22 protein-coding genes are annotated in these 21573 nt (G+C 35.9%); 18 read left to right on the forward strand and 4 right to left on the reverse strand.

Translation table 11 applies throughout. The features are described from left to right. The first annotated feature begins 8 nt into the window (after nucleotides 1–8). Both AC6IWN_RS06585 and AC6IWN_RS06590 read left to right on the forward strand, forming a co-directional pair. A complete protein-coding gene (locus tag AC6IWN_RS06585) occupies nucleotides 9–971 on the forward strand; it encodes a D-alanyl-D-alanine carboxypeptidase family protein (protein ID WP_497991574.1) in 963 nt (320 codons plus the stop codon). 180 nt (nucleotides 972–1151) lie between these two features. Next, a complete protein-coding gene (locus AC6IWN_RS06590; RefSeq protein ID WP_497991575.1) occupies nucleotides 1152–1571 on the forward strand; it encodes a twitching motility protein PilT in 420 nt (139 codons plus the stop codon). Between the two features lie 77 nt (nucleotides 1572–1648). On the opposite strand, the gene AC6IWN_RS06595 is transcribed toward AC6IWN_RS06590, so the two are convergent. Beyond that, complete coding sequence (locus AC6IWN_RS06595; RefSeq protein WP_497991576.1) at nucleotides 1649–1846, reverse strand: DUF378 domain-containing protein; 198 nt, start codon at nucleotides 1844–1846, stop codon at nucleotides 1649–1651. Between the two features lie 212 nt (nucleotides 1847–2058). Here AC6IWN_RS06595 and AC6IWN_RS06600 point away from each other — a divergent pair, with 212 nt between their 5' ends. From AC6IWN_RS06600 to AC6IWN_RS06650, 11 genes are all read left to right on the forward strand, one after another. After that, on the forward strand, nucleotides 2059–3426 hold the full coding sequence (locus AC6IWN_RS06600) for a biotin/lipoyl attachment domain-containing protein (protein WP_497991577.1): 1368 nt from the start codon (nucleotides 2059–2061) through the stop codon (nucleotides 3424–3426). 163 nt (nucleotides 3427–3589) lie between these two features. After that, the gene (locus AC6IWN_RS06605) at nucleotides 3590–4324 is read left to right on the forward strand and encodes a YggS family pyridoxal phosphate-dependent enzyme (protein WP_497991578.1); all 735 of its coding nucleotides are present in this window, start codon (nucleotides 3590–3592) and stop codon (nucleotides 4322–4324) included. Nucleotides 4325–4344: 20 nt separating this feature from the next. Beyond that, nucleotides 4345–4914, forward strand: a complete 570-nt coding sequence (locus AC6IWN_RS06610) for a cell division protein SepF (RefSeq protein WP_497991579.1) — start codon at nucleotides 4345–4347, stop codon at nucleotides 4912–4914. A gap of 3 nt (nucleotides 4915–4917) precedes the next feature. Further along, nucleotides 4918–5691, forward strand: a complete 774-nt coding sequence (locus AC6IWN_RS06615) for a YlmH family RNA-binding protein (RefSeq protein ID WP_497991580.1) — start codon at nucleotides 4918–4920, stop codon at nucleotides 5689–5691. Between the two features lie 95 nt (nucleotides 5692–5786). Further along, nucleotides 5787–6875, forward strand: coding sequence for a 3-dehydroquinate synthase (gene aroB / locus AC6IWN_RS06620; RefSeq protein ID WP_497991581.1), 1089 nt, complete (start codon nucleotides 5787–5789; stop codon nucleotides 6873–6875). 42 nt (nucleotides 6876–6917) lie between these two features. Further along, nucleotides 6918–7508 carry a signal peptidase II gene (gene lspA / locus AC6IWN_RS06625; RefSeq protein ID WP_497991582.1) on the forward strand — a complete coding sequence of 197 codons (591 nt, stop codon included), beginning with the start codon at nucleotides 6918–6920 and terminating at the stop codon, nucleotides 7506–7508. 297 nt (nucleotides 7509–7805) lie between these two features. Continuing rightward, nucleotides 7806–8726 (forward strand): RluA family pseudouridine synthase, encoded by a 921-nt coding sequence (locus AC6IWN_RS06630; RefSeq protein WP_497992183.1) that lies wholly within the window; start codon nucleotides 7806–7808, stop codon nucleotides 8724–8726. Nucleotides 8727–8732: 6 nt separating this feature from the next. Next, nucleotides 8733–10016 carry an ATP-binding protein gene (locus AC6IWN_RS06635; RefSeq protein WP_497991583.1) on the forward strand — a complete coding sequence of 428 codons (1284 nt, stop codon included), beginning with the start codon at nucleotides 8733–8735 and terminating at the stop codon, nucleotides 10014–10016. Nucleotides 10017–10297: 281 nt separating this feature from the next. Beyond that, nucleotides 10298–10672: a BlaI/MecI/CopY family transcriptional regulator gene (locus AC6IWN_RS06640; RefSeq protein ID WP_497991584.1), complete on the forward strand. Its 375-nt coding sequence runs from the start codon at nucleotides 10298–10300 to the stop codon at nucleotides 10670–10672. 305 nt (nucleotides 10673–10977) lie between these two features. Further along, complete coding sequence (locus AC6IWN_RS06645; protein WP_497991585.1) at nucleotides 10978–12336, forward strand: citrate/2-methylcitrate synthase; 1359 nt, start codon at nucleotides 10978–10980, stop codon at nucleotides 12334–12336. A 198-nt stretch (nucleotides 12337–12534) separates the two neighbouring features. Then, nucleotides 12535–13191, forward strand: a complete 657-nt coding sequence (locus AC6IWN_RS06650; protein WP_497991586.1) for a sugar transferase — start codon at nucleotides 12535–12537, stop codon at nucleotides 13189–13191. A gap of 142 nt (nucleotides 13192–13333) precedes the next feature. Here the strand turns inward: AC6IWN_RS06650 and AC6IWN_RS06655 are convergent, their stop codons facing one another. Genes AC6IWN_RS06655 through AC6IWN_RS06665 form a run of 3 tightly spaced genes read right to left on the reverse strand, consistent with a single transcriptional unit; the run spans nucleotide 13334 to nucleotide 15990 of the window. Beyond that, the gene (locus AC6IWN_RS06655) at nucleotides 13334–14137 is read right to left on the reverse strand and encodes an ABC transporter permease (protein ID WP_497991587.1); all 804 of its coding nucleotides are present in this window, start codon (nucleotides 14135–14137) and stop codon (nucleotides 13334–13336) included. 6 nt (nucleotides 14138–14143) lie between these two features. Further along, entirely contained in the window at nucleotides 14144–14947 is an 804-nt protein-coding gene (locus AC6IWN_RS06660) for an ABC transporter permease (RefSeq protein WP_497991588.1), read from the reverse strand. Continuing rightward, a complete protein-coding gene (locus AC6IWN_RS06665; RefSeq protein ID WP_497991589.1) occupies nucleotides 14944–15990 on the reverse strand; it encodes an ABC transporter ATP-binding protein in 1047 nt (348 codons plus the stop codon). The genes AC6IWN_RS06660 and AC6IWN_RS06665 overlap by 4 nt, the downstream gene beginning before the upstream one ends. A gap of 401 nt (nucleotides 15991–16391) precedes the next feature. On the opposite strand from AC6IWN_RS06665, the gene AC6IWN_RS06670 reads away from it, so the two are divergent. The 5 genes from AC6IWN_RS06670 (at nucleotide 16392) to secD (ending at nucleotide 21362) form a co-directional block, all read left to right on the forward strand. After that, complete coding sequence (locus tag AC6IWN_RS06670) at nucleotides 16392–17165, forward strand: phosphopantothenoylcysteine decarboxylase domain-containing protein (protein ID WP_497991590.1); 774 nt, start codon at nucleotides 16392–16394, stop codon at nucleotides 17163–17165. Then, nucleotides 17162–17704, forward strand: coding sequence for a bifunctional phosphopantothenoylcysteine decarboxylase/phosphopantothenate--cysteine ligase CoaBC (coaBC, locus tag AC6IWN_RS06675; RefSeq protein ID WP_497991591.1), 543 nt, complete (start codon nucleotides 17162–17164; stop codon nucleotides 17702–17704). The genes AC6IWN_RS06670 and coaBC overlap by 4 nt, the downstream gene beginning before the upstream one ends. Before the next feature lies 1 nt (nucleotide 17705). Next, on the forward strand, nucleotides 17706–18680 hold the full coding sequence (locus AC6IWN_RS06680) for a P1 family peptidase (RefSeq protein WP_497991592.1): 975 nt from the start codon (nucleotides 17706–17708) through the stop codon (nucleotides 18678–18680). Between the two features lie 63 nt (nucleotides 18681–18743). Then, nucleotides 18744–19166, forward strand: coding sequence for a hypothetical protein (locus AC6IWN_RS06685; protein ID WP_497991593.1), 423 nt, complete (start codon nucleotides 18744–18746; stop codon nucleotides 19164–19166). A 27-nt stretch (nucleotides 19167–19193) separates the two neighbouring features. Next, on the forward strand, nucleotides 19194–21362 hold the full coding sequence (gene secD / locus AC6IWN_RS06690; RefSeq protein ID WP_497991594.1) for a protein translocase subunit SecD: 2169 nt from the start codon (nucleotides 19194–19196) through the stop codon (nucleotides 21360–21362). The last annotated feature ends 211 nt before the right edge of the window (nucleotides 21363–21573 follow it).

Genomic DNA, 21573 nt, shown 5'->3' on the forward strand with positions numbered 1-21573 from the left:
TGTTGTTGATGAAAAAAAGAATACTGTGCGTCATATTAGTTGCAGTTATGTTGCTTGGTGGATGTCAAAAAACATCCGATAAATTCCTGGCTTATCGTGATACTGCTGCCGATGTGAATGTATCCAATGATGACTTATTAACACAAGGCGATTTTTTTGGTAAGAGTCTTACCATAATCTCGAATACTCAGGATAACGGCGGAGATGATCAATTGACCGCAGGTGCACTGTTATTTGTTAACAATACGAAAAATGAAAAGATATACGCGGATAAGGTATATCAAAAATTATATCCAGCCAGCTTAACAAAATTGATGACAGCACTTATTGTATTCAAATACGGAAAGCTGACGGATAATGTCACAGTTAGCTATAATGCTTCCCATATCACGGAAGTTGGGGCAAAAACCTGTGGATTAAAAGAGGGCGATGTTCTGTCCATGCAGGTGTTGTTGAACAGTATGTTGGTTTATTCCGGCAATGATACCGCTATCGCCATAGCAGAGCACATTGGCGGCAGTGTTGACGGTTTTTCTGACATGATGAATAAGGAAGCAAAAAGAATTGGAGCAGTTCATTCGCATTTTGTAAATCCGAATGGATTGCATAGTGATGAGCAATATACAACAGCTTATGATTTATATTTAATCTTTCACGAGCTGTTAAAGTATGATGAATTTAAACATATTATTCATCAATCCTCCTATATCGCTAATTATGTAGATAAGGATGGGTATGAAAAACAGGGTATATTTGATACAACGAATGAATATCTAAAAGGAGAAGCCTCTACCGATCCGGAATTAACAGTAATAGGCGGTAAAACCGGAACCACCAGTAAAGCGGGTAATTGTTTGGTACTTTTAAGTGAAGGCAAGGATAATCAGGATTATATATCAGTTGTTTTGAAGGCAAATGGTTCTGTTGATTTGTATACAGAGATGTCCAGGATGCTCTCAAAATTCAAATAATATACGTTAAATTATTTGAACTTAAGTAATAGAGCACTGGTATTTTGTGGTTGTCTTTCGTCTATAATTGTACTATAATAATTTTATAGTATTAAATTTGAAAAACAGGAAACAATTACAGGAAACAATTTAATATCTGGCACCGCACATTGTTGCGCCCACCATAAGGAGGAGATTACAATGATACAGATTATTTCAGGTGAAAAAGGAAAGGGTAAGACTAAAATCCTTATTGAAAGAGCAAACACTGAAGTGAGAGCTGCTAAAGGAAGCATTGTTTATCTTGATAAAAGCAACAAGCACATGTACGAATTGAGTAATAAAATCCGGTTGGAGAACATTCGAGATTATTCTATTGAGAATCAAAGTGAGTTTATCGGTTTTATCTGTGGTATCTTGTCCGGCAACCATGATTTGCAATCCATTTATCTGGACAGTTTCCTGAAAATAGCTTATATTAATGATGGTGATATTGGAACAGTGTGTTCGAAATTAGAGAAATTATCGGATCAGTTTAACGTTGATTTCGTTCTCAGTGTATCGTTGAATGAAACTTTACTCCCGGATAATATTAAAAAGAATGTAATTGTATCGTTATAAGGATACTTTAGGAAAGATAAAGGAGCGTCATTATTACTGACGCTCCTGTTTTAGTTCATGGAATAAAAAATTAGTTGTTATTCGTTTCTTAATCTTCCGAAGAAACTTAAAGCATATAAACCGGAAACACCTACTAAAGCATAGACGATTCTGGAGATTAAGGTCATGTCTCCGAATATAAATCTGACTAAATCAAAACTGAAGAAACCTATCAGACCCCAATTAATTGCACCTATAACAACTAATGTTAGTGCGATGTAATCTAATGTCTTCATAAAGAACCTCCTTCATTTTTTAAAATTTAAGCTCTTTCTTACTAAATAGGAAAGAAAGAGAGAACTTTCTTATACTAGAATAACCATTATTTTTTTGTTTATTCATTGTAAGTAATATGGCCTAGCTAACGAATGAAATGAAAATAAGGGCTTTAAAAACAATAAAAAAACAAGTATAATAAATAAAGCATTACCAATCAGGAGGCATTAATTTGAGCGATCAAAATAAAGTTGTAAAATTTAAAAAACGTAAAAACATGAGCGTGGGTGTAGTCGTTTTTTTTGTTTTGTTTCTATATATCATTATTAAAGTTGGAATCTATTTAACGAAGGAACAGATGACAATTTATGAGGTTTTGGATGGCACCACCGCTGTTGATAACCGTGTCACCGGCTTGATTTTACGTCAGGAAGAATTAATGAATTCGTCGAAAGCTGGATACATAATAAGCTATCAGAGAGATTGCTCCAGAGTAGCGAAAAACTCTCCATTATTCTCTGTTAATAGTACATTACTCTATGATGCAGATACGAAACCAAAAGCTTTCTCTGAGAGGGATATTGCTCAGATTAAGCATGAAATCAGATCTTATTTGAGTAATGATAATAATTCTGATTTTGAAGCATTATATGACTTTAAAGATAACATCAAAAGTACAGTTATGGAGATCCAAAATAATAATTTGGTGGTTACTGGGGGACAAGCTTCGGGTGAGAATTCATCGATGAATGATGCAGTTCGCAGCACTAAGAGTGGGATAATAACCTATTACCAAGATGGCTATGAAACGGTTAAACCAGACCAGGTAACCGAGGATATGTTTAATAAGGATAAGTATAAAAGAACAAACTTAAGAACTACAGACAAGATCAATCAAAATTCACCGGTCTGCAAAATTGTCGGATCAGAAGTATGGAATTTGGTTCTTAAGTTATCAAATCCTCAGTATAAAAGATTAAAAGATCAAAAAAGTATTTCATTCACTATTGTCGAGGATGGAATAAAGCTTTCATCAGACATACAGTTTCAAAAAAAAGGCTCGCAATATTTTGGGATATTGACCCTGAATAAAAATATGTCGGATTATATTACAGAACGGTATTTGGATGTAGAGCTTAATTTTAGCTCGGAAGATGGATTAAAAATTCCAATTTCATCCCTTGTGAACAAGGACTTTTATGAGGTTCCTAAGACCTATTTTACCAAAGGCGGAGACAGCAATAAGGACGGTTTGATAAAAGTAGATTATGCAAAAAACGGTGATATCAGCTATCCATTTGTACCGACGGATATTTATTACCAGACGGATAAATACTACTACGTTGATACGAATATGTTTCCCCCCGGAACAAAGATACAGTCAAAAGATGATAATAAACAATATACATTATCAAAAACAATCAAACTTACTGGTGTGTATAATGTAAATCAAGGGTACGCTGTATTTAGAAGGATAGAAATAATTTCCCAGGATAGTGAATATTGCATCGTGAAAAAGAATACAGAAAACGGTCTATCCGCATATGACCATATTGCACTCAATAGTAAGATGGCAGTAGAACAAAAGATAATATATTAATACTGGATAGATGTGCATACATCATTACCTAATGAAACTAAAAGTAAGTAGGTCATTATAATATATACGAGACTAATGATCAATATGGGCTTTGTATTAATTATTCAATTTTTGGTAGAAAGGAAAATTCATTCTATTGTAAAGATGAAAGAGGAACGTTGCTATGATGAAAGATAATATTGAAGATATTGAAAAAAGGATTCAAGCGGCTTGTGACAGAGCGGGTAGAGATCGTTCTGAGGTGACATTGATTGCTGTCAGTAAAACGAAACCAAATGAAATGCTTGAGGAAGCATATCGCTTAGGAATGCGTCATTTTGGTGAGAACAAAGTGCAGGAGCTGGTTGGAAAAGTCGAGAATCTAGGTGATAAATTTGATGAAAAGGTATATTGGCATCTGATAGGTCACCTTCAAAGAAATAAAGTAAAATATATCGTTGATAAAACCGTATTGATTCATTCCGTTGATTCCCTTCGCCTTGCTCAGCAAATAGAAGAGGAAGCTGCTAAAAAAGGGATTATAAGTGATATTTTGCTGGAAGTAAATGTAGCAGAAGAGGAGAGCAAATTCGGTATCACAACACAAGAGGTACAAAGTTTATTGGAGGAAATTAATAAGCTTTCCCATGTAAGAGTACGTGGTCTAATGACAATTGCTCCTTATGTTGAAAATAGTGAAAAAAACAGGAAGTATTTTAAGATTTTGCGAGAATTATATGTTGACATAAAAACAAAAAACATTGATAATAATTGTAAAGGTAGCTTATGCGATCAATATTTTGATACGCTCTCCATGGGTATGACCGGAGATTATGAAGTGGCAATTGAAGAGGGAGCTACCATGGTTCGAGTTGGGACAGGCATTTTTGGAGAAAGAGACTATTCTAAAACAGTTTAAATATAGATAGGAGAAGTGACATGTCTAATATTTTTAAAAATTTTTTAAATTCAATGAAATTAACTGAAGATGAAGATGACGATGATTATTATGATGATGAATTAGAGCTTGAAGAGAAAAAAGCGAAGCGCTTTGAGAAAAAAGAAGCGAAAAACGAAAGATTTGAAGAAACAATAAAAACCCCATCATTTGCTACACAGCAAAATGCTACAGCGAATGAATTTAAAAAGGAAAAGGTGGCTAAAATGGAAAGAAGTACAATCAACAAAGTTGTACCAATCCGTACCACTCCTAAGGGTCTTGAAGTATGCATCATGAAACCAACATCGTTTGAAGATTCCCAGGAGATCTGTGATACACTTTTAACAGGTAGAGCAACGGTGATTAATTTGGAAGGATTTGATGACAAATTAGCGCAAAGAACGATGGATTTCATATCAGGATCTGTATATGCGATCAATGGAAAATTACATAGAATATCTAATTGCATCTTTATTGTTTCGCCGGATACAGTTGATATCTCAGGAGATTATTTAGATTTAATACAGGAGAATGGCTTTGAGCCGCCGACATTACAGTCAAAATTTTAAACTATGATGAATACCGACAAAGAAGAACAAATTATACGAAAAAGATTTTTAGATATGGCGAATACCTCTTATTCAAGAGGTATTAGTCTTTATTCTGATTTTTTAAATCTGAATGAGCAAACCATCTTTTTCGCTTTAAAAAATGAATTACCAATGATAAAGTATTTTGCTTACGGAGGATATCATGATGCCGAGAGGAAAATACTTTGTTTTTATGGGGGAGATAATAGTATTGATGAGAAGGAATTAGAATATCCAATCACGTGTATCAAGGTGGTTCCTTTAAATCAAAAATTCAGTGATGCGTTCAATCACAGGGATTTTCTTGGTGCAGTATTAAATCTTGGTTTGGATCGAAGTAAGATAGGTGATATACTAATTATTGAGAATGTAGGTTATATTATGGCTCATAGTAATATAACTGATTTCATCATCGATAATCTTACGAAGGTGAAGCATACTATGGTGAACTGTAACCGGTTTGATTATAGGGATTTTAATTATCAACCAAAGGTGAAGGAGATCAGCGGTACGGTTTCTTCCATACGTTTAGATGCGATACTTGCGGTGGCATTTCATACTTCTAGAAGCAGTTTATCTGGATTGATTGAAGGTGGTAAAGTATCAATTGGCGGGAAAATAATATTATCGAACAGCTATAACTTAAAAGAGAATGATGTAGTGTCAGTAAGAGGGTATGGTAAATTTAAATTTGTTGGAACCTCTTATCAAACGAAAAAAGGTCGTTATAGTGTTCAGATATTATTATATATATAAACACTCTGAATTTAGTATTTTATACAATAAAGATGAATGGATAAGGAGGATAGCATAACCTAATCTTGAAGTGTTGAAGCGGTTGTGCATTTTTTATGAATAATTTACTAATAATTAATTACGAAAACAAACCGGAATACGATATTATGCTGGAAGTGGATTTTCTTCAATTACCTGGTAAGTTAGAAACACTGGGTATGAAGGATCGTAAATTCATGATTATCACGGATTCTAATGTCGGAACGTATTATCTTGAATCTGTAAAGGAACAGTTGAGTAATGTTTCAGAAAATGTACATTCCTATACCTTTCCAGCAGGAGAAGAGAACAAAAATCTGGATACTGTTAACCAATGCTATGAGCAGTTGATTCTGGCTAATTTTGACCGAAATGATGTGTTAGTGGCATTAGGTGGTGGTGTTGTTGGCGATTTAACCGGATTTGTTGCCTCTACGTATCTGAGAGGGGTGCGTTTTGTTCAGGTACCTACCTCTTTGCTTGCTATGGTGGATTCCAGTATCGGTGGAAAAACAGGAGTAGATTATAGAGCCTACAAGAATATGGTAGGCGCGTTCCATCAACCAAAACTTGTTTATATGAATCTTGCATCATTATTGTCTCTACCGGAGAGGGAATATTTATCCGGTATGGGTGAAATTATTAAGCATGGCTTGATAAAGAACAAAGAAGACTATCTATGGATTAAAGATAATCAAACAGGCATTTTAAACAGAGAGCTGGACACCATAAAAGAGATGGTTTATCGTAATTGTTGTGTGAAAAAAGCGGTAGTTGAGCGTGACCCCAAAGAACAGGGTGAACGAGCAATGTTAAATTATGGACACACAATTGGACATGCTATCGAAAAGCTGAAGAACTTTACGATGCTACATGGAGAATGTGTTTGTGTCGGAATGGCGGCTGCATCTTATTTGTCCAAGTTTAGGGGTCATATCACTGAGGAAGAGTACGAGGATATTCTTTTAACAATCAAACAGTTTAAACAACCGATAGCTACATCCAGTCTCGATGCAGGGGAAGTATATCAGGTTTCAAGACTGGATAAAAAAATGGATTCTGATAAAGTGAAATTTATACTTTTACATGATATCGGTGAAGCAGTGATTGATTCTAGCATAACAAAGGAAGAGATGATTGAGGCAATTGAATCGGTATTACAATAGGTTAGGAAATTCGAATGAATACTTAAGATAATAGGAGGAAATATGAAAGAACGAATTAAGCATCTTATATTACTAATCGCACTGATTGGTTTAGACCAGTTGGTGAAATTCTGGATATCTACTAATCTAAAGGGGCAGGATCCGATTATTATTATACCTCACAAGATATTGAACCTACAGTATTATGAAAATACAGGTGCAGTTTGGGGTATCCTGAGTGGTCGTGTTGATTTTTTAAGAATTTTAACATTGATGATATTAGTAGTCATATTATTCTTGTATTTTAAAATACCTAGTGGAAAACGTTACGGTGCCTTAAAAGTATTAGCTGTTTTTATCGTTGCAGGTGCGTTGGGTAATATGATTGATCGCTTTGCTCTTGGATATGTTGTGGATTTTATCTATTTTGAGTTCATTAACTTCCCGTTATTTAATGTTGCGGATTGTTACCTAACAATATCATCCGTAGTATTAGTATTGTTTGCATTATTTTATTATAAGGACGAGGACTTTGCCTTTTTGGAAGAGACACTTGGTAGGAAAAAACATAACGTGGAAGATAAAGTAGAAGAGGAATCTGCTAGAGAAGAAGAATTACAAGTGACTAAAGAAACAGAAGATGCCGGAAAGTAAACAGAAGATACCGGAAAGTAAACATCGTGATGAAAGAAGGAAAGCATCATATTTCGGCGAAATGCGAGAGATCGGACACGTGTCTGATGGACGTTGATCAAGTTTACGAATAATGACTTTGTGAATAACGAAAAACTGGAGATACAAGAAAGTATGAAGAATAATGAGTTCGACTATCAGGAATGTATAGATAAGGATAAGTTTGAAGAATTGGAGACCAAGGATGAGGAGCTTGTTGATCTGGACAGCGAGGACGAGGAGCTTGAAGATTTGGAAATCGAGGAGAAAGATAAGAATGTGATACAGGAATATATCGTATCGGAGGAATATAATGGCCTTCGAATCGATAAATATCTTACTTCTATTCAGACTGATTTGTCCAGAAATTATATCCAAAAGCTGATTGAGGATTCGATGATTGAAATGAATCAAAAATCGGTGAAAGCAAATATTAAAGTAAAAACCGGTTCCGTTATCACAATCCGCCTTCCGGAGCTAAAGGAAACTGAAATCCTACCGGAAGATATTCCTTTGGATATTATATATGAAGATAAAGATTATATTATAATTAATAAACGTAAGGGTATGGTAGTGCACCCTGCTGCAGGGCACTCTACCGGTACTTTAGTAAATGCATTACTATATCATTGTAAGAATGATCTATCCGGTATTAATGGTGTATTACGACCGGGAATCGTACACAGGATTGATCGGGATACCACTGGTGTAATGATAGCGTGTAAGAATGACAAAGCGCATCAATTTATTGCGGATCAGCTCAAGGTTCATTCCATTACCAGAAGATATCAGGCAATTGTGTACCATGCGTTTAAGATAGATGGCGGTAGAGTTGAGGCTCCGATAGGTAGAGACCCGAAAGACCGAAAAAAGATGGCAATTAATCATAAGAACGGAAAATCTGCAGCCACAAATTATAAGGTGATTGAAAATATAAATAATCAATATGCAGTCATAGAGTGTTCGTTGGAAACAGGAAGAACTCATCAAATCAGAGTTCATATGGCGAGCATTCATCACCCACTGCTTGGCGATACGGTGTATGGACCTAGTAAGGATTCCTTTCGATTAGTGGGTCAGGCACTGCATGCAGAAGTATTGGGATTTATCCATCCGACGACAAAAGAATATGTAGAATATCATGCGCCACTTCCTGATTATTTTACTCAACTTATTGAGAAATTAAGAAATAAGGGGTAATATTTGTTGAAGAGAAAAGCAATCGATGAACTGATTAAATGGAAAGAAAATGATACACGAAGGCCTATGCTTATAACAGGTGCTAAGGGTGTGGGAAAAACATATCTGGCTTATGAATTTGGCAAAGCCTTTTATAAAGATATATGTTATCTCAATTTTGAAAGAGAGCCATCATTGAAGGAGTTTGTTTCAAAAAAGGATTTTAATGCGATACAAGCTCAACTCATATCACATATTCATTCGGTTAATGAAGCTGGGGATGCGATATTAATAGTAGATGAGGTTATCTTGTCGTATCAATTAATCGCTTTACTTAGTATGCATAAAATTCAAGAAATGTTTGCGTATGTTATATTAATAACCAGTGAATCTATTCATCACGAGCTTGGCGAATGCTTTGACCGATTAACACTTTATCCATTTGACTTTGATGAGTTTTTGAGAGCAACAAATAATGAATGGTATATTGAATTGATTATGAACCACTTTCAGACTAATTCAAAGATACCTGAGATAGTACATAAAGAACTGATGGAACTACACCATATATTTTTGAGAATCGGGGGTATGCCCGGAGCGATCAATGAATATATGAATTTGTCAACCATGATTAACATTCCCGAGCAGCACAATACTTTGATCGGTTCCTATCATGATACCATTATGCGTGTTTTTGCAGAGAGTGATGCCTTCCGCATGAAACAAGTCTTTGACAGCCTTGTATCCCAGCTGATGAAAGACAATAAAAAATTCCAATATAAGCTGATACGTAAGGGTACGACCCATTCCATGTATAAAGATGCGATTCGAAAGCTTTCAGATATTTATTATATAATCAAATGCAACCGTGTTTCGAATGAACAGCTCCTTGCTGTAAATGGTGCGTTGAGTCATTTGGATCTACAGGATGATAATATATCTAATTTTAAGCTATATCTATCCGATACCGGATTACTGTATTCAAAGATATTGGAGGAGAATGGTTTATTTGATCATAGTATTTATCAAAAAGTGATTATGGAAAACTATGTTGCGCAATCTCTCCAAGCGAATCACCATACTTTCGCATTCTGGGAATCTGAGTCAATGGCAAAAGTTGATTTTATCATTCCGGAGGACGATAAATTTATTCCAATTGAAATTCATGAAACCAAAAATACAAGATCAAAGAGTATCAGCATACTACGGCAAAAATTTGATTTTGACTACGCAATTAAGATCTCACCGAATAATTTTGAGTTTTCGAATCGCATAAAATATGTTCCCTACTATGCTGTATTTTGTATATGAAACTTGTAACAGATCTTGAGAAAAAATATTGGATTGTGGCTATAAACCATACAAAGAGCTGTTTTTCATAGTAAATAAAGTGGTTGACAAAGCTGTTCTATTATAATAGTATAAGCTGTGAAGAGTTATCTACTATAGTAGATATTTATATAGATGGTATTTTTATGGGTTGAAAAATAAGTTGATAGAAGAAAATAAGGCTAGCATATATCTTGATAAATGCTAGCGAAATATTGATTCTATAACTGTAGAATGTTTATATTAAAGGGGTGTAGTTGCGAATGTCGTCGTTGCCAGAAATACGGTTACACGAGGGTGAACTTAATATTATGGAATTGTTATGGTCGAATAAAGCTTTAGCTGCTAAGGACATTTCTAAGATTATTAAAGAGTACATAGGATGGGAAAAGAATACGACTTATACAGTAATAAAGCGTTTAATTGATAAAGGTGCAGTTAAGAGAGAAGATCCTGGCTTTGTTTGCCGTGCAACGATATCAAAAAGAACAGTACAGACTATTGAAACAAAAGTATTGTTGAACAAATTATATAATGGTTCCTTAAGTACGTTTCTTTCGGATTATCTTAAGAATCAGGATTTAACAAAAGCAGAACTATTAGAACTTCAAAGAATAATTGGAGAACAGAGATTTTAAGATCTCTGTTTTTCTTTTCCTTGAATTAACGTAGTTATTAGTGTGGGAACCTTTTTGAATCATCTGTCGTCTGTATTAATAGCTTTTTATACCTTATATTGGTATGAATATGTTAGTAATGCAATATATACTAATGAATGGAAAATAAATACATGCTATATGTTAAAAGTAGACAATTAAACATAAGTGTGTTATAATTTACAAACATTAGAAATTCTATGATACATTAACGAAGTGGGGTGATAACGGGCGCGTTAAGATTACATCGTAGTGACAAACCTGAAGCGAAGAAAGGTGTGAAAATTATGTACAACCAACTAAAAGTAACAAATCAAATTTCTGAACTCTCTAAACTGTGTGAAAACCGAAGCAGAATTGACCCTGAATTATACATAAAGTATGACGTGAAAAGGGGACTGCGTGATATTAGTGGCAAAGGCGTTGTTGCCGGTTTGACTGAAATTGGGGAAGTAAAAGCCTATGAAATGAAGGATGGTGCTCCGGTACCCTGTGAAGGTAAACTTTACTACCGCGGAATCGATGTGGAAAATATTGTTAACGGATTCGTTAAAGATAATCGCTTTGGTTTTGAAGAAACTACATATCTTTTATTATTCGGAAAACTACCGACAAAAGCCCAACTCGATGGGTTTAATCAAATATTAATGGATTATCGTCAATTACCAATTGATTTTGTTCGTGACATAATTATGAAAGCTCCAAGCAAAGATATGATGAACACCTTAGCAAGAAGTGTTCTTACATTATATTCATATGACGAAGCACCGGATGATATCAGTATTCCGAATACATTACGACAGTGTCTGGAATTAATCGCATTATTTCCGTTGTTATCCGTATATGGATATCAAGCATATAGACACTATCATGATGGGGAAAGCTTAATCATTCATCGTGCTAATAAAAGCCTTTCTACTGCAGAAAATATTTTATATATGCTTCGTTCCGATAGTAACTATTCTACACTTGAAGCAAAAATTTTGGATATAGCATTAGTGTTGCATGCGGAGCATGGCGGTGGTAATAATTCAACCTTTACCGCACATGTAGTTACATCCTCCGGCACAGATACATATTCGACTATGGCTGCAGCAATCAGCTCATTAAAGGGTCCAAAGCATGGCGGCGCGAATATAAAAGTAGTGCAGATGTTTGAGGATCTAAAAAGAGTCGTAAAGGATACAAAGGACGAAACTCAGGTAAGGGAATATTTAAAATCATTACTACATAAACAGGCATTTGACCGTTCCGGTCTTATCTATGGTATGGGGCATGCTGTATATTCTCTATCCGACCCCCGTGCAAATGTGTTCAAAAACTATGTGGAGCTTCTCTCGAAAGAAAAAGGAAGAGAAGAAGAATTCGCTTTGTATAATATGGTTGAACGACTTGCAGCGGAGGTTATTGCAGAGGAACGTAAAATCTATAAGGGTGTGGCAGCAAATATTGATTTTTATAGTGGGCTGGTTTATAGTATGCTAGACTTGCCGAATGAACTGTTTACTCCTATTTTTGCGATAGCACGTGTTGTAGGATGGTCTGCTCATCGAATCGAGGAATTAATTAGTGCGGGAAAAATCATACGTCCGGCTTATAAGAGTGTTATTGAGATTATGGATTACATTGATTTAGACAATCGATAATAAAGTATAAAGAAACTCCCTGATTGGTTACGGTTTATACCGTACCGGTTTGGGAGCTTTTTCATTCTATATTAGGTAAAATAAATTGTTTTTATGCTGATTCACGTATTTTAATAGAAAAGAATATATTAAATTGTAAGTACTAATTACAAATTTAAAAGGGGGTATTCTTCGAAAGCTTTAAAAGAGAAGGCAGATATGAATATTTATTCTAGGTTTGGAAAAAGGATATTTGATATTGCGATAGCTTTGATTGCACTTATTGTCCTATTACCCTTATTCCTTTTTATTGCACTTGCAGTTAAGATTAAAATTGGTAGTCCGATTATATTTAAACAGGAACGACCGGGATTAAATGAGAAAATCTTTATTTTATATAAATTTCGAACAATGACAAATGCAAAGGATGAGCAAGGTAAGTTATTAAGTGATTCAGAGCGATTAACAAGGTTTGGGAATGTGCTACGAAAGACGTCATTAGATGAGTTGCCAGAGTTGTTTAATGTATTGAAGGGGGATATGAGCATTGTTGGACCGAGACCTTTACTTATAAGATATCTTCCGTATTTTTATGAGTATGAGAGATTAAGAAGTAAGGTAAGACCCGGTATCACAGGACTATCACAGGTAAACGGACGAAATGCTTTGTGTTGGGAGGAAAGGTTTGCTACGGATGTAAAGTATATAAAAAGTATAACATTTCGAACAGATCTCGGCATAATGTTTAAAACCTTTCTCGTTGTTTTACAAAAGAAAGATATCTTAATTGGTGAAGAGTTGCATATTAGTGATCTTGATATTGAACGAAGTAGTAATGTTCGAAATACTGAAGCAGATAATAAATCCATGTTATAGTTAATTGATTATGAAGTATATCGAATAAGCAAGGCTGCAGTAAATGATAAATCCTTAAGGTAGCAACAAAGCTTGATGTTAAGGAGAATATCATATACTGCAGCCTTTATAAATTCAGATATAGACAGATAATTTGTATTCATTAAGAACCGGTTCCGGTATATGTGGTTGCACCTTTCATCCATATACGATAGCTTAGGTAAAAGAATGCAATCGCGATTATTGGCGACAGCCAAGTAAGTAAAGGAATACTATCCGTTCGAAGAAATAGTAAACTTGGATAGTATGCTATAAATGCAATCGGAATAATGAAGGTAAATAGGAATCGAAATACCGGGTTAAAAATCGTAATAGGGTACTTTGCATAATCTTTGAATTTGTTAACTGTTACCATGATATAACCAGTGTTAACCACCCAGAAGCATGTAGCCGCTGCGATGACCATTAACGCGATAATGAACAGGGATGATGTAAGCACAGCAAGCAATAACTTTAATAAAATCATAAATGAAAACGGGAGTTGTAGTTTGTTCCAGGCATAGACTAATGTACCGATTCCAAATGCACACTGGCCAATCCCCTTGATATCAAATACCTCCGAAGTAAAGTAGAAGAATAAATTAATTGGTCGGAAGCAATATTTAATAAAATCACCTGAATATACATAAAATCTTAAATCCCAGTGATTATCGAATAAGCATTGCACGGGTGTTAGGGCTATCAAGGAAAACCCATATAAAAACAACATCTCATAATAACTCCATCCCATGATTGAAGGGAAATTCTTATAGATAATCCAGAAGGACATAAACCCCAGGATATTTGTAAAAACCAAGCCCACAGTAGATATAATAAAGTCTGCCCGGTAGCTTAACTTGCTTTTTAGATCTTGAAACAATATCTTCTTATATATCTTTAAATAGAAGAGTATACCTTTTCTTTTCATTATATATTAACCTCCGTTTACCGTGATGATCTTTAAGGATTTTCTCCAGAACAGATCGCTGATAATTCCTATAACTAAAACCCAGAAAAGCTGGATAGCAATTAATGTAACGCGGTCCTGCATTGACATTTGATAATCGATCAGAAGTCTTAACGGTGTATTATAAATCGCCTGGAACGGTAGATACATTACAATTTTGCCAAGTAGCGCCGGGAAAAAAGCAATTGGAACAACCGCTCCTGATAACAAGGTTACGATTACCTCCTTCATAATATTAATACCCCAGGAGGACTGGGTATATAAGCAGATTGTGGATACAAAAAAGTTGATATAGAAATTAATGATTAAGCCAAAACCTACACCAATTATAAAAAACAGTAGGTTTACGCCCAGGTGAAGAGCGCCCTGTACAATAATAAATACAATTACAAAGGTTGGTAAAAATGTGATGAAGAAGGACATAACATTACCACCAAAATTTAGGAAAAACATGAATTGCCGAAACTTCATAGGCTTAATGATATTCAATACGATTTTTCCGGTTTGTATATCTCTGACAATCTGCCACACCAGATAATCTTCCATAAAATAAAACAATGCTGTTGCGAGAACCAGATAAATAATGGTATCTTGGAAGGTCATTCCGTTAACCACAGGGGTGCTTACTGAAGCATAAATGGCTTTCCATAAAAAATATACAATGACGAGGTAGATTAAATTACCGAGGACAGTCACTGCGGCGCCTAAACGAAACTGTAGTGACTCAATCATTCCCGCTCTGATTAATGTAAAATATTTTTTTAGACTCACCGTAATCCCCCTTCGTATATTTTCTTAATAATACTTTCTGTGGAAATCTCTTTAAGTTTCATATCCTTTATTCGGTACTTATCTTGCAGGGTATTTAAGATATCCATCAATAATACTTCTTCCTCGTTCATCAATATATCAATCCATTCCTCGTTTTCTGATATTGCTATCGAAGAGGCATCAGGATATCGTGAATGAAGAAGCTGTTCAAGATTAGAGATCAGGATATTCTTATCAACCTTGTTCCCGCCTTGAATAGTATCCTCCAACATAATTTGCAAAGTACGATATGCACCAAAAAAGCTCTGTAGATTATCGATTGCATCATCATATAGAAGAGCTCCCTTGTCTATGATAACGATCCTTCTGCATAACGCATCCACATCACCCATATCATGTGTGGTGAGTATGATAGTGGTTTCTTTTTCCCTGTTCAAGGTCTTGATTAAATCTCGGATCTTACTCTTCATGGATACATCAAGACCGATAGTGGGTTCATCTAAAAATACAACACCCGGATTATGTAAAAAAGCGGCCAGAATATCACACAGGGTTCTTTGGCCAAGGGACATCTGCCTAACCGGCTTATGTAATAAAGCATCCATATCCACTAAAGACAAATACAGATCCATCATATCCTTATAGTCCTTATCGTTCACCTGATAGATATCTTTAAGAATTTTGAAGGATTCGATTACCGGCAAAGCCCACCAAAGTTGAGAACGCTGGCCAAACACTACACCTATTTCCTGTGCATTCTGAGTTCTCTTCTTATATGGAATTCTGCCGTTTACCGTGATTTCTCCATTCGTAGGTTCTAAAACTCCGGTCATCATCTTGATTGTGGTTGATTTACCTGCACCATTTGGCCCGAGATATCCAACAATCTCCCCTTTTGTGATGTCCATGGTAATATGATTAACTGCTTTTATTATGTTATAATCTCTTGAGAATAGATCCCTAAATGAGCCACGCAGACCTTCTCTACGATTTAACACTTTGAATTCCTTTGTTACATCATTTAATGTAATGATATTTTCCATACTCATATCGCTCCCTGTTTTTGAATTACATAATTTTATACTATGGGATTGTAAACTAAGAATAGAGTGTATTGAATTTAGGTCGACGTTCAAGAGTAAATCCCTTACAAAATTACCTTATATTAGTATAATAAGAACATATGTTTTGTGTCAAGATGTTTTTGGTTTTTTATACATTTTTACTCAATATTTCCTATTATTAGAAAATAAAAGGATTATTTAATACTAAGTTCGTATAGTTGGTAGTTGATTTCTATATGGTTCACTAGGTTCTTTCATTGACACAGATTTTTTTACATGTTAACTTTAAAAATAATTGAGTATTGTTTTGCATACTGCTATAATAGTAAAAATATTTATTCCGTGCTAACAATCGGTTTGAGAAAATGAGGATGAAAATTATGAAGGTACTAATCACGGCTGGAGGTACAACGGAGTCGATCGATCGTGTTAGAAGTATTACCAATACTTCGACCGGTAAGTTGGGTTGTGAGATAGCGAAAGAATTCCAGAAGAGATCGGACATAACTAAAATATATTATATCTGCGGAAAAAATTCGCTTTACCCGGATTTAGAAAAGACAGAAGTCATATTTATAGATTCCGTTGCTAGTCTTGAAGAAGAGATTTTGAAGATATGTTCAAAGGATTGTATTGATATTGTTATCCACAGTATGGCGGTGAGTGATTATCGGGTAAAAGCTGTCACAACCTCATCAAGAATTGCGGATACAATTAATAAATATAGAAATCAAAATCGGATACATACTCAATCAGTGGATGAAGAGCTTGTATCAAACTTGGTAATAGATTCAGATTCGGTTCTTAGCGGGGAGGGGAAAATACCTTCCGGTATCAATGACTTGATCTTGTGTATGGAGCAGACGCCTAAAATTATATCTTTATATCAAACAATCGTTCCGGAGGCTACATTGGTGGGTTTTAAATTACTTGATCACGTGCAACATGATCAACTGATTGACACTGCTTACCAAATCTTAAAAATTAATCACTGCGATTTCGTTCTTGCGAATGATCTTAAAAATATCAATGATACGCAACATATCGGTTATCTACTAGATGAAAGTAAGAATTATATAACATGTACTACTAAAATAGAGATTGCCAAAGCAATTGTATCATCAACTATGAAAAAAAGAAGGTGTAAATCATGAAAGAGATTATTTTAGGTGTTACCGGTAGTATTGCAGCTTATAAGGCAGCAGACATCGCAAATCAATTATCGAAAAGTGGCATCGCTATTCATACAATTATGACGAAATCTGCCACGAAACTGATCACACCACTCACATTTCAGACATTAACTAAGAACAAAGTATATACTGAGATGTTTGATGATTCCTATTATCCCGATGTACGTCATATTTCCTTAGCGCAAAGAGCAGATTGCTTTTTGATCGCGCCGGCAACTGCCAATATTATTGGAAAAATTGCATCCGGTATTGCGGATGATATGCTGACTACCGTTGTTATGGCGATAAAGAATAAACCTGTCATAATATGCCCTGCGATGAATACAGCCATGTATGAAAATCCAATTACGCAGGATAATATTAAGAAATTAAAGTCATATGGATATCTTTTTGTTGAGCCGAAAGAGGCACTTCTTGCTTGTGGAGATATCGGAAAAGGAGCGCTCGCAGATATTGATACCATAATTGCAAAAGTAAAAGAAGCTATTGGAGAAAATTAACATGAACAGAATTAATATAAATGATATAGAAGGATTTAAAATTGGCCAAGCGCAAAATACACTGGCTGCAACTGGATGTACGGTTATTATCAATGAAAAAGGAGCGGTATGTGGGGTGGATGTGCGTGGCGGTTCTCCGGGAACCCGCGATACGGATGCGCTTAATCCGATCAACAACAGAGAAAAGGTACATGCGATAACTATAGCGGGTGGAAGTTCTTATGGACTGGATGCTGCCGGAGGTGTGATGCAATATTTAGAGGAACATAGAATCGGACGGGATGTGGGGATGACGGTTGTTCCAAATGTATGCGGAGCGATTTTATTTGATTTAAAGTGTGGTGATTACAAGGTACGACCGGATGCAAAGATGGGTTATGAGTCATGTGTCGATGCCTTTACGAACTCTGAATGGAAAAGTGGTAATTACGGAGCAGGTACGGGTGCTACGATCGGAACCACCTGTGGCATTGAACGTGCTATGAAGGGCGGGATAGGTAGCTTCGCCTTTCGTTATCAAGATCTATGTGTGGGTGCGGTCATCGCAGTGAATTGTGTTGGAGATATCTATGATCCAAATGAAAGTAGAATCATTGCCGGGATGCGCTCCGTGGATGGTAAGAGCTTATATGGAAGTGAAAGAGCAATTTTGGAACGTTACCAGAAAAAAGCGGATTTATTCAGTGGAAATACAATGATTGGAACCATCATCACCAATGCAAAGCTAAACAAATCACAGATGACGAAACTGGCAGCAGTTGCACAAAACGGTATAGCAAGATGTGTTAGGCCGGCTCATACTATTTTTGACGGCGATACGATATTTGCAATGAGTAGCTGTGAAGTGGAATCCACTCTGGATGCGGTTGGAATACTGGCTTGTAAGGCAGTGGAACATGCGATTTTGGATGCAATCGGTTCTGCTGAAACAATCGGATGTTATTTATCATGGAAGGATTTTCAGAATAAGTACTAGTTGCAGTTTGAGAATAGTATGATATAATACTCTTTATTCATTATTACAACGAGGGAATCGTATATGACATCAATCAGATTAAATCAACGGATTATGATACTGCTTATAACGATAACGGTAATCGTATCAGGAATGTGTAACCTATATCAGGATACAGATTCCGGCTTTTCATACCCACATTCTGTTCATACGCTATCAACCTTTGAATTTGATAAACAGATGGATTCCTTTCATGCAAGACCGGGTATTATAACGGATGAGATAAAAGCCAGTATAACCTCTGATGTAAAGGAAGACCTTCCCTCAAAAGCAAATGTAATCAAAGGTTTTATTGCGTTTTTGATGTTATCTATTGTTCCTGTTATCGTAGGAATGATCTTAATAATATTGCTGCAATATATATTAGAAAATAAAATGTATCTTATAACATATATTCACAAATCGGACGGTAAGAAAGGAGACAGCTTAAGCATTTTAACGGCATAATAAACTGAATAGAAAAGAGGATTATTTATGAAGCCAGGTAAAAAAATGCTTGCTGTCATATTTCTTGTGATTGCCGCGGTTATCTATATTGCGGGATTCGGTTTGGGAAATAACATCAAGAGTGTGTTTGACATGCGTTACGGTATCGATATCAGAGGTGGAGTGGAGGCGATTTTTGAACCACAGAATCTGAAGCGACTACCTACGGAAAAGGAATTGGATTCTGCCCGTGAAATCATTGAGAGTAGACTGGATGCACAAAATATTACAGATCGTGAAGTGACAGTTGACAAGAACGGTGGTTATGTAATTGTACAATTCCCCTGGAAATCTGGTGAAACTAACTTTAACCCGGAGGACGCGATTAAGGAATTAGGACAGATGGCGCAACTTACCTTTCGGGCACCGGACGGGAAGGTATTAGTAGAAGGAAAATACATTAAAAACGCTACCCCAAAAGTGGGCAATTCCGGTGCAACAAATGATTATCAGGTAGCATTAGAATTTAATGCCGAGGGAGCAAAACTGTTTCAGAAAGCAACCGGAGAGCTTGTCGGAAAGCAATTAAGAATTTATATGGATCAAACCTTGATCTCCAGTCCTACTGTACAGAGCCAGATATCAGGCGGTCAGGCGGTGATAACGAATCTGGACAGTATGAAAGAGGCGAAACAGCTTGCTGAAAAGATTAATGCCGGTTCCCTGCCTTTTTCATTAAAAACGACAAATTTTCAGACGATCAGTCCCACGCTTGGAAGTAATGCATTAGGGGTTATGGTGGCAGCAGGAGTGATTGCTTTCTTTGTGGTGTGTGCGTTTATGATGATATATTACAAACTACCCGGTGTGATTTCATGTATAACTCTGGTTATGCAGATGCTGCTGCAGCTACTGGCAATATCGGTGCCGCAGTTCACGCTCACGCTTCCGGGCATTGCAGGTATTATATTAACACTGGGCATGTCGGTTGATGCCAATATTATCATATCGGAGCGAATATCGGAAGAATTGATGAATGGCAGATCGATCTTAGATGCGGTAAAATCGGGTTATAAACATGCATTCACATCTGTATTAGATGGTAATATTACAACAGCGATAGTAGCGGTTATCCTAATGATATTTGGATCCGGTTCTATGCTAAGCTTTGGATATACCTTATTAATCGGTATGTTTATAAATTTATTTACCGGTGTTACTGTGTCAAGATATCTTTTATTAAGCTTTATTGACAATAAAAGATGGAATAAAGAGAGATATTTCCGTAAGAAGATTTACAAAAAAGCAAAACCGTTCTATCAAAAGAAATTCATCTATGCCATTGTATCGGGTGTGATATTTTTGATCGGAATTGTGGGGGTCTTTGGCAGAGGAGTAAAGTTAGATACCCAATTTACAGGTGGAGCAGTACTGAGTTATACGGTATCAAACGATGTGGATACGGATCAAATTCAAAAAGCAATTATGAAACAGACCGCAAGACCGGTAACCGTGCAGGTTACGAAGGATAATATAACCGGCACAGAAAAACTCTCCGTCACACTTGCCGGTAAAGGTGGATTATCGCCGGAGGATCAAAAGGCGATCACGAATGCAATCAACAGCACTTCGCCGAATCTTCATGCAAAACTTTCCCAGACATATGCGGTGGAGCCATATATCGGTGCAAAGGCATTAAAGAATGCTGGACTGGCGATTTTGTTCTCATTTATCGCAATCGGATTGTATATAGCGGTACGATTTACAGTTTTATCCGGTTTCTCGGCAGGGGTTATGGCTGTTGTTTCACTGATCCATGATTTTGGGGTGGTGTTCTTTGTGTTCGTAGTATTTGGTATTCCGCTAAATGATGCATTTGTGGCAGTTGTGCTGACAATTATCGGTTACTCAATTAACGATACGATTGTAATCTATGATCGAATACGAGAGAATAGGAAGGAGAATTCCTCCTTATCCGTTGTTGAACTGGTAAATGATAGTTTATCCCAAACGCTTGGTAGATCCATCAATACCGTATTAATGACTGCAATCTGTATTCTCATCATTCTAATTGCATCCTCCATCTATCAGATTGATTCCATTATAGAATTCTCCCTGCCGATGCTATTTGGTATAGTGATCGGATGTTATTCCTCCATCTGTATCGCAGGAACGCTATGGGCAATGTGGATGAGAAGGAAGGAAGCGCGCAGTTGAGAGCTGAGGCATAAATATAATTAGAAGTTGGCTTAAATAAATGTGATAGGTGCTGTTACGAAATAATAATTCAATTATGAAAATATGATATATTGACTTCATAGTGTTTGTGAGGCAATGAATTATGATGATATTACTATTTTCTTTCGGATTATTTATTTTGTAACAGCATCTTTTGTATAAAGGTAAAATTAGTCATAATGATATGTTG

This window comes from Variimorphobacter sp. HTMS_6 (assembly GCF_059717775.1).

Bases quoted from the DNA above. Each gene is read 5' to 3' on its own strand.
- AC6IWN_RS06585 (WP_497991574.1), top strand. From the start codon at position 9: ATGAAAAAAAGAATACTGTGCGTCATATTAGTTGCAGTTATGTTGCTT.
- AC6IWN_RS06590 (WP_497991575.1), top strand. From the start codon at position 1,152: ATGATACAGATTATTTCAGGTGAAAAAGGAAAGGGTAAGACTAAAATC.
- AC6IWN_RS06595 (WP_497991576.1), bottom strand. From the start codon at position 1,846: ATGAAGACATTAGATTACATCGCACTAACATTAGTTGTTATAGGTGCA.
- AC6IWN_RS06605 (WP_497991578.1), top strand. From the start codon at position 3,590: ATGATGAAAGATAATATTGAAGATATTGAAAAAAGGATTCAAGCGGCT.
- AC6IWN_RS06610 (WP_497991579.1), top strand. From the start codon at position 4,345: ATGTCTAATATTTTTAAAAATTTTTTAAATTCAATGAAATTAACTGAA.
- AC6IWN_RS06615 (WP_497991580.1), top strand. From the start codon at position 4,918: ATGATGAATACCGACAAAGAAGAACAAATTATACGAAAAAGATTTTTA.
- aroB (WP_497991581.1), top strand. From the start codon at position 5,787: ATGAATAATTTACTAATAATTAATTACGAAAACAAACCGGAATACGAT.
- lspA (WP_497991582.1), top strand. From the start codon at position 6,918: ATGAAAGAACGAATTAAGCATCTTATATTACTAATCGCACTGATTGGT.
- AC6IWN_RS06640 (WP_497991584.1), top strand. From the start codon at position 10,298: ATGTCGTCGTTGCCAGAAATACGGTTACACGAGGGTGAACTTAATATT.
- AC6IWN_RS06645 (WP_497991585.1), top strand. From the start codon at position 10,978: ATGTACAACCAACTAAAAGTAACAAATCAAATTTCTGAACTCTCTAAA.
- AC6IWN_RS06650 (WP_497991586.1), top strand. From the start codon at position 12,535: ATGAATATTTATTCTAGGTTTGGAAAAAGGATATTTGATATTGCGATA.
- AC6IWN_RS06655 (WP_497991587.1), bottom strand. From the start codon at position 14,137: ATGAAAAGAAAAGGTATACTCTTCTATTTAAAGATATATAAGAAGATA.
- AC6IWN_RS06665 (WP_497991589.1), bottom strand. From the start codon at position 15,990: ATGGAAAATATCATTACATTAAATGATGTAACAAAGGAATTCAAAGTG.
- AC6IWN_RS06670 (WP_497991590.1), top strand. From the start codon at position 16,392: ATGAAGGTACTAATCACGGCTGGAGGTACAACGGAGTCGATCGATCGT.
- coaBC (WP_497991591.1), top strand. From the start codon at position 17,162: ATGAAAGAGATTATTTTAGGTGTTACCGGTAGTATTGCAGCTTATAAG.
- AC6IWN_RS06680 (WP_497991592.1), top strand. From the start codon at position 17,706: ATGAACAGAATTAATATAAATGATATAGAAGGATTTAAAATTGGCCAA.
- AC6IWN_RS06685 (WP_497991593.1), top strand. From the start codon at position 18,744: ATGACATCAATCAGATTAAATCAACGGATTATGATACTGCTTATAACG.
- secD (WP_497991594.1), top strand. From the start codon at position 19,194: ATGAAGCCAGGTAAAAAAATGCTTGCTGTCATATTTCTTGTGATTGCC.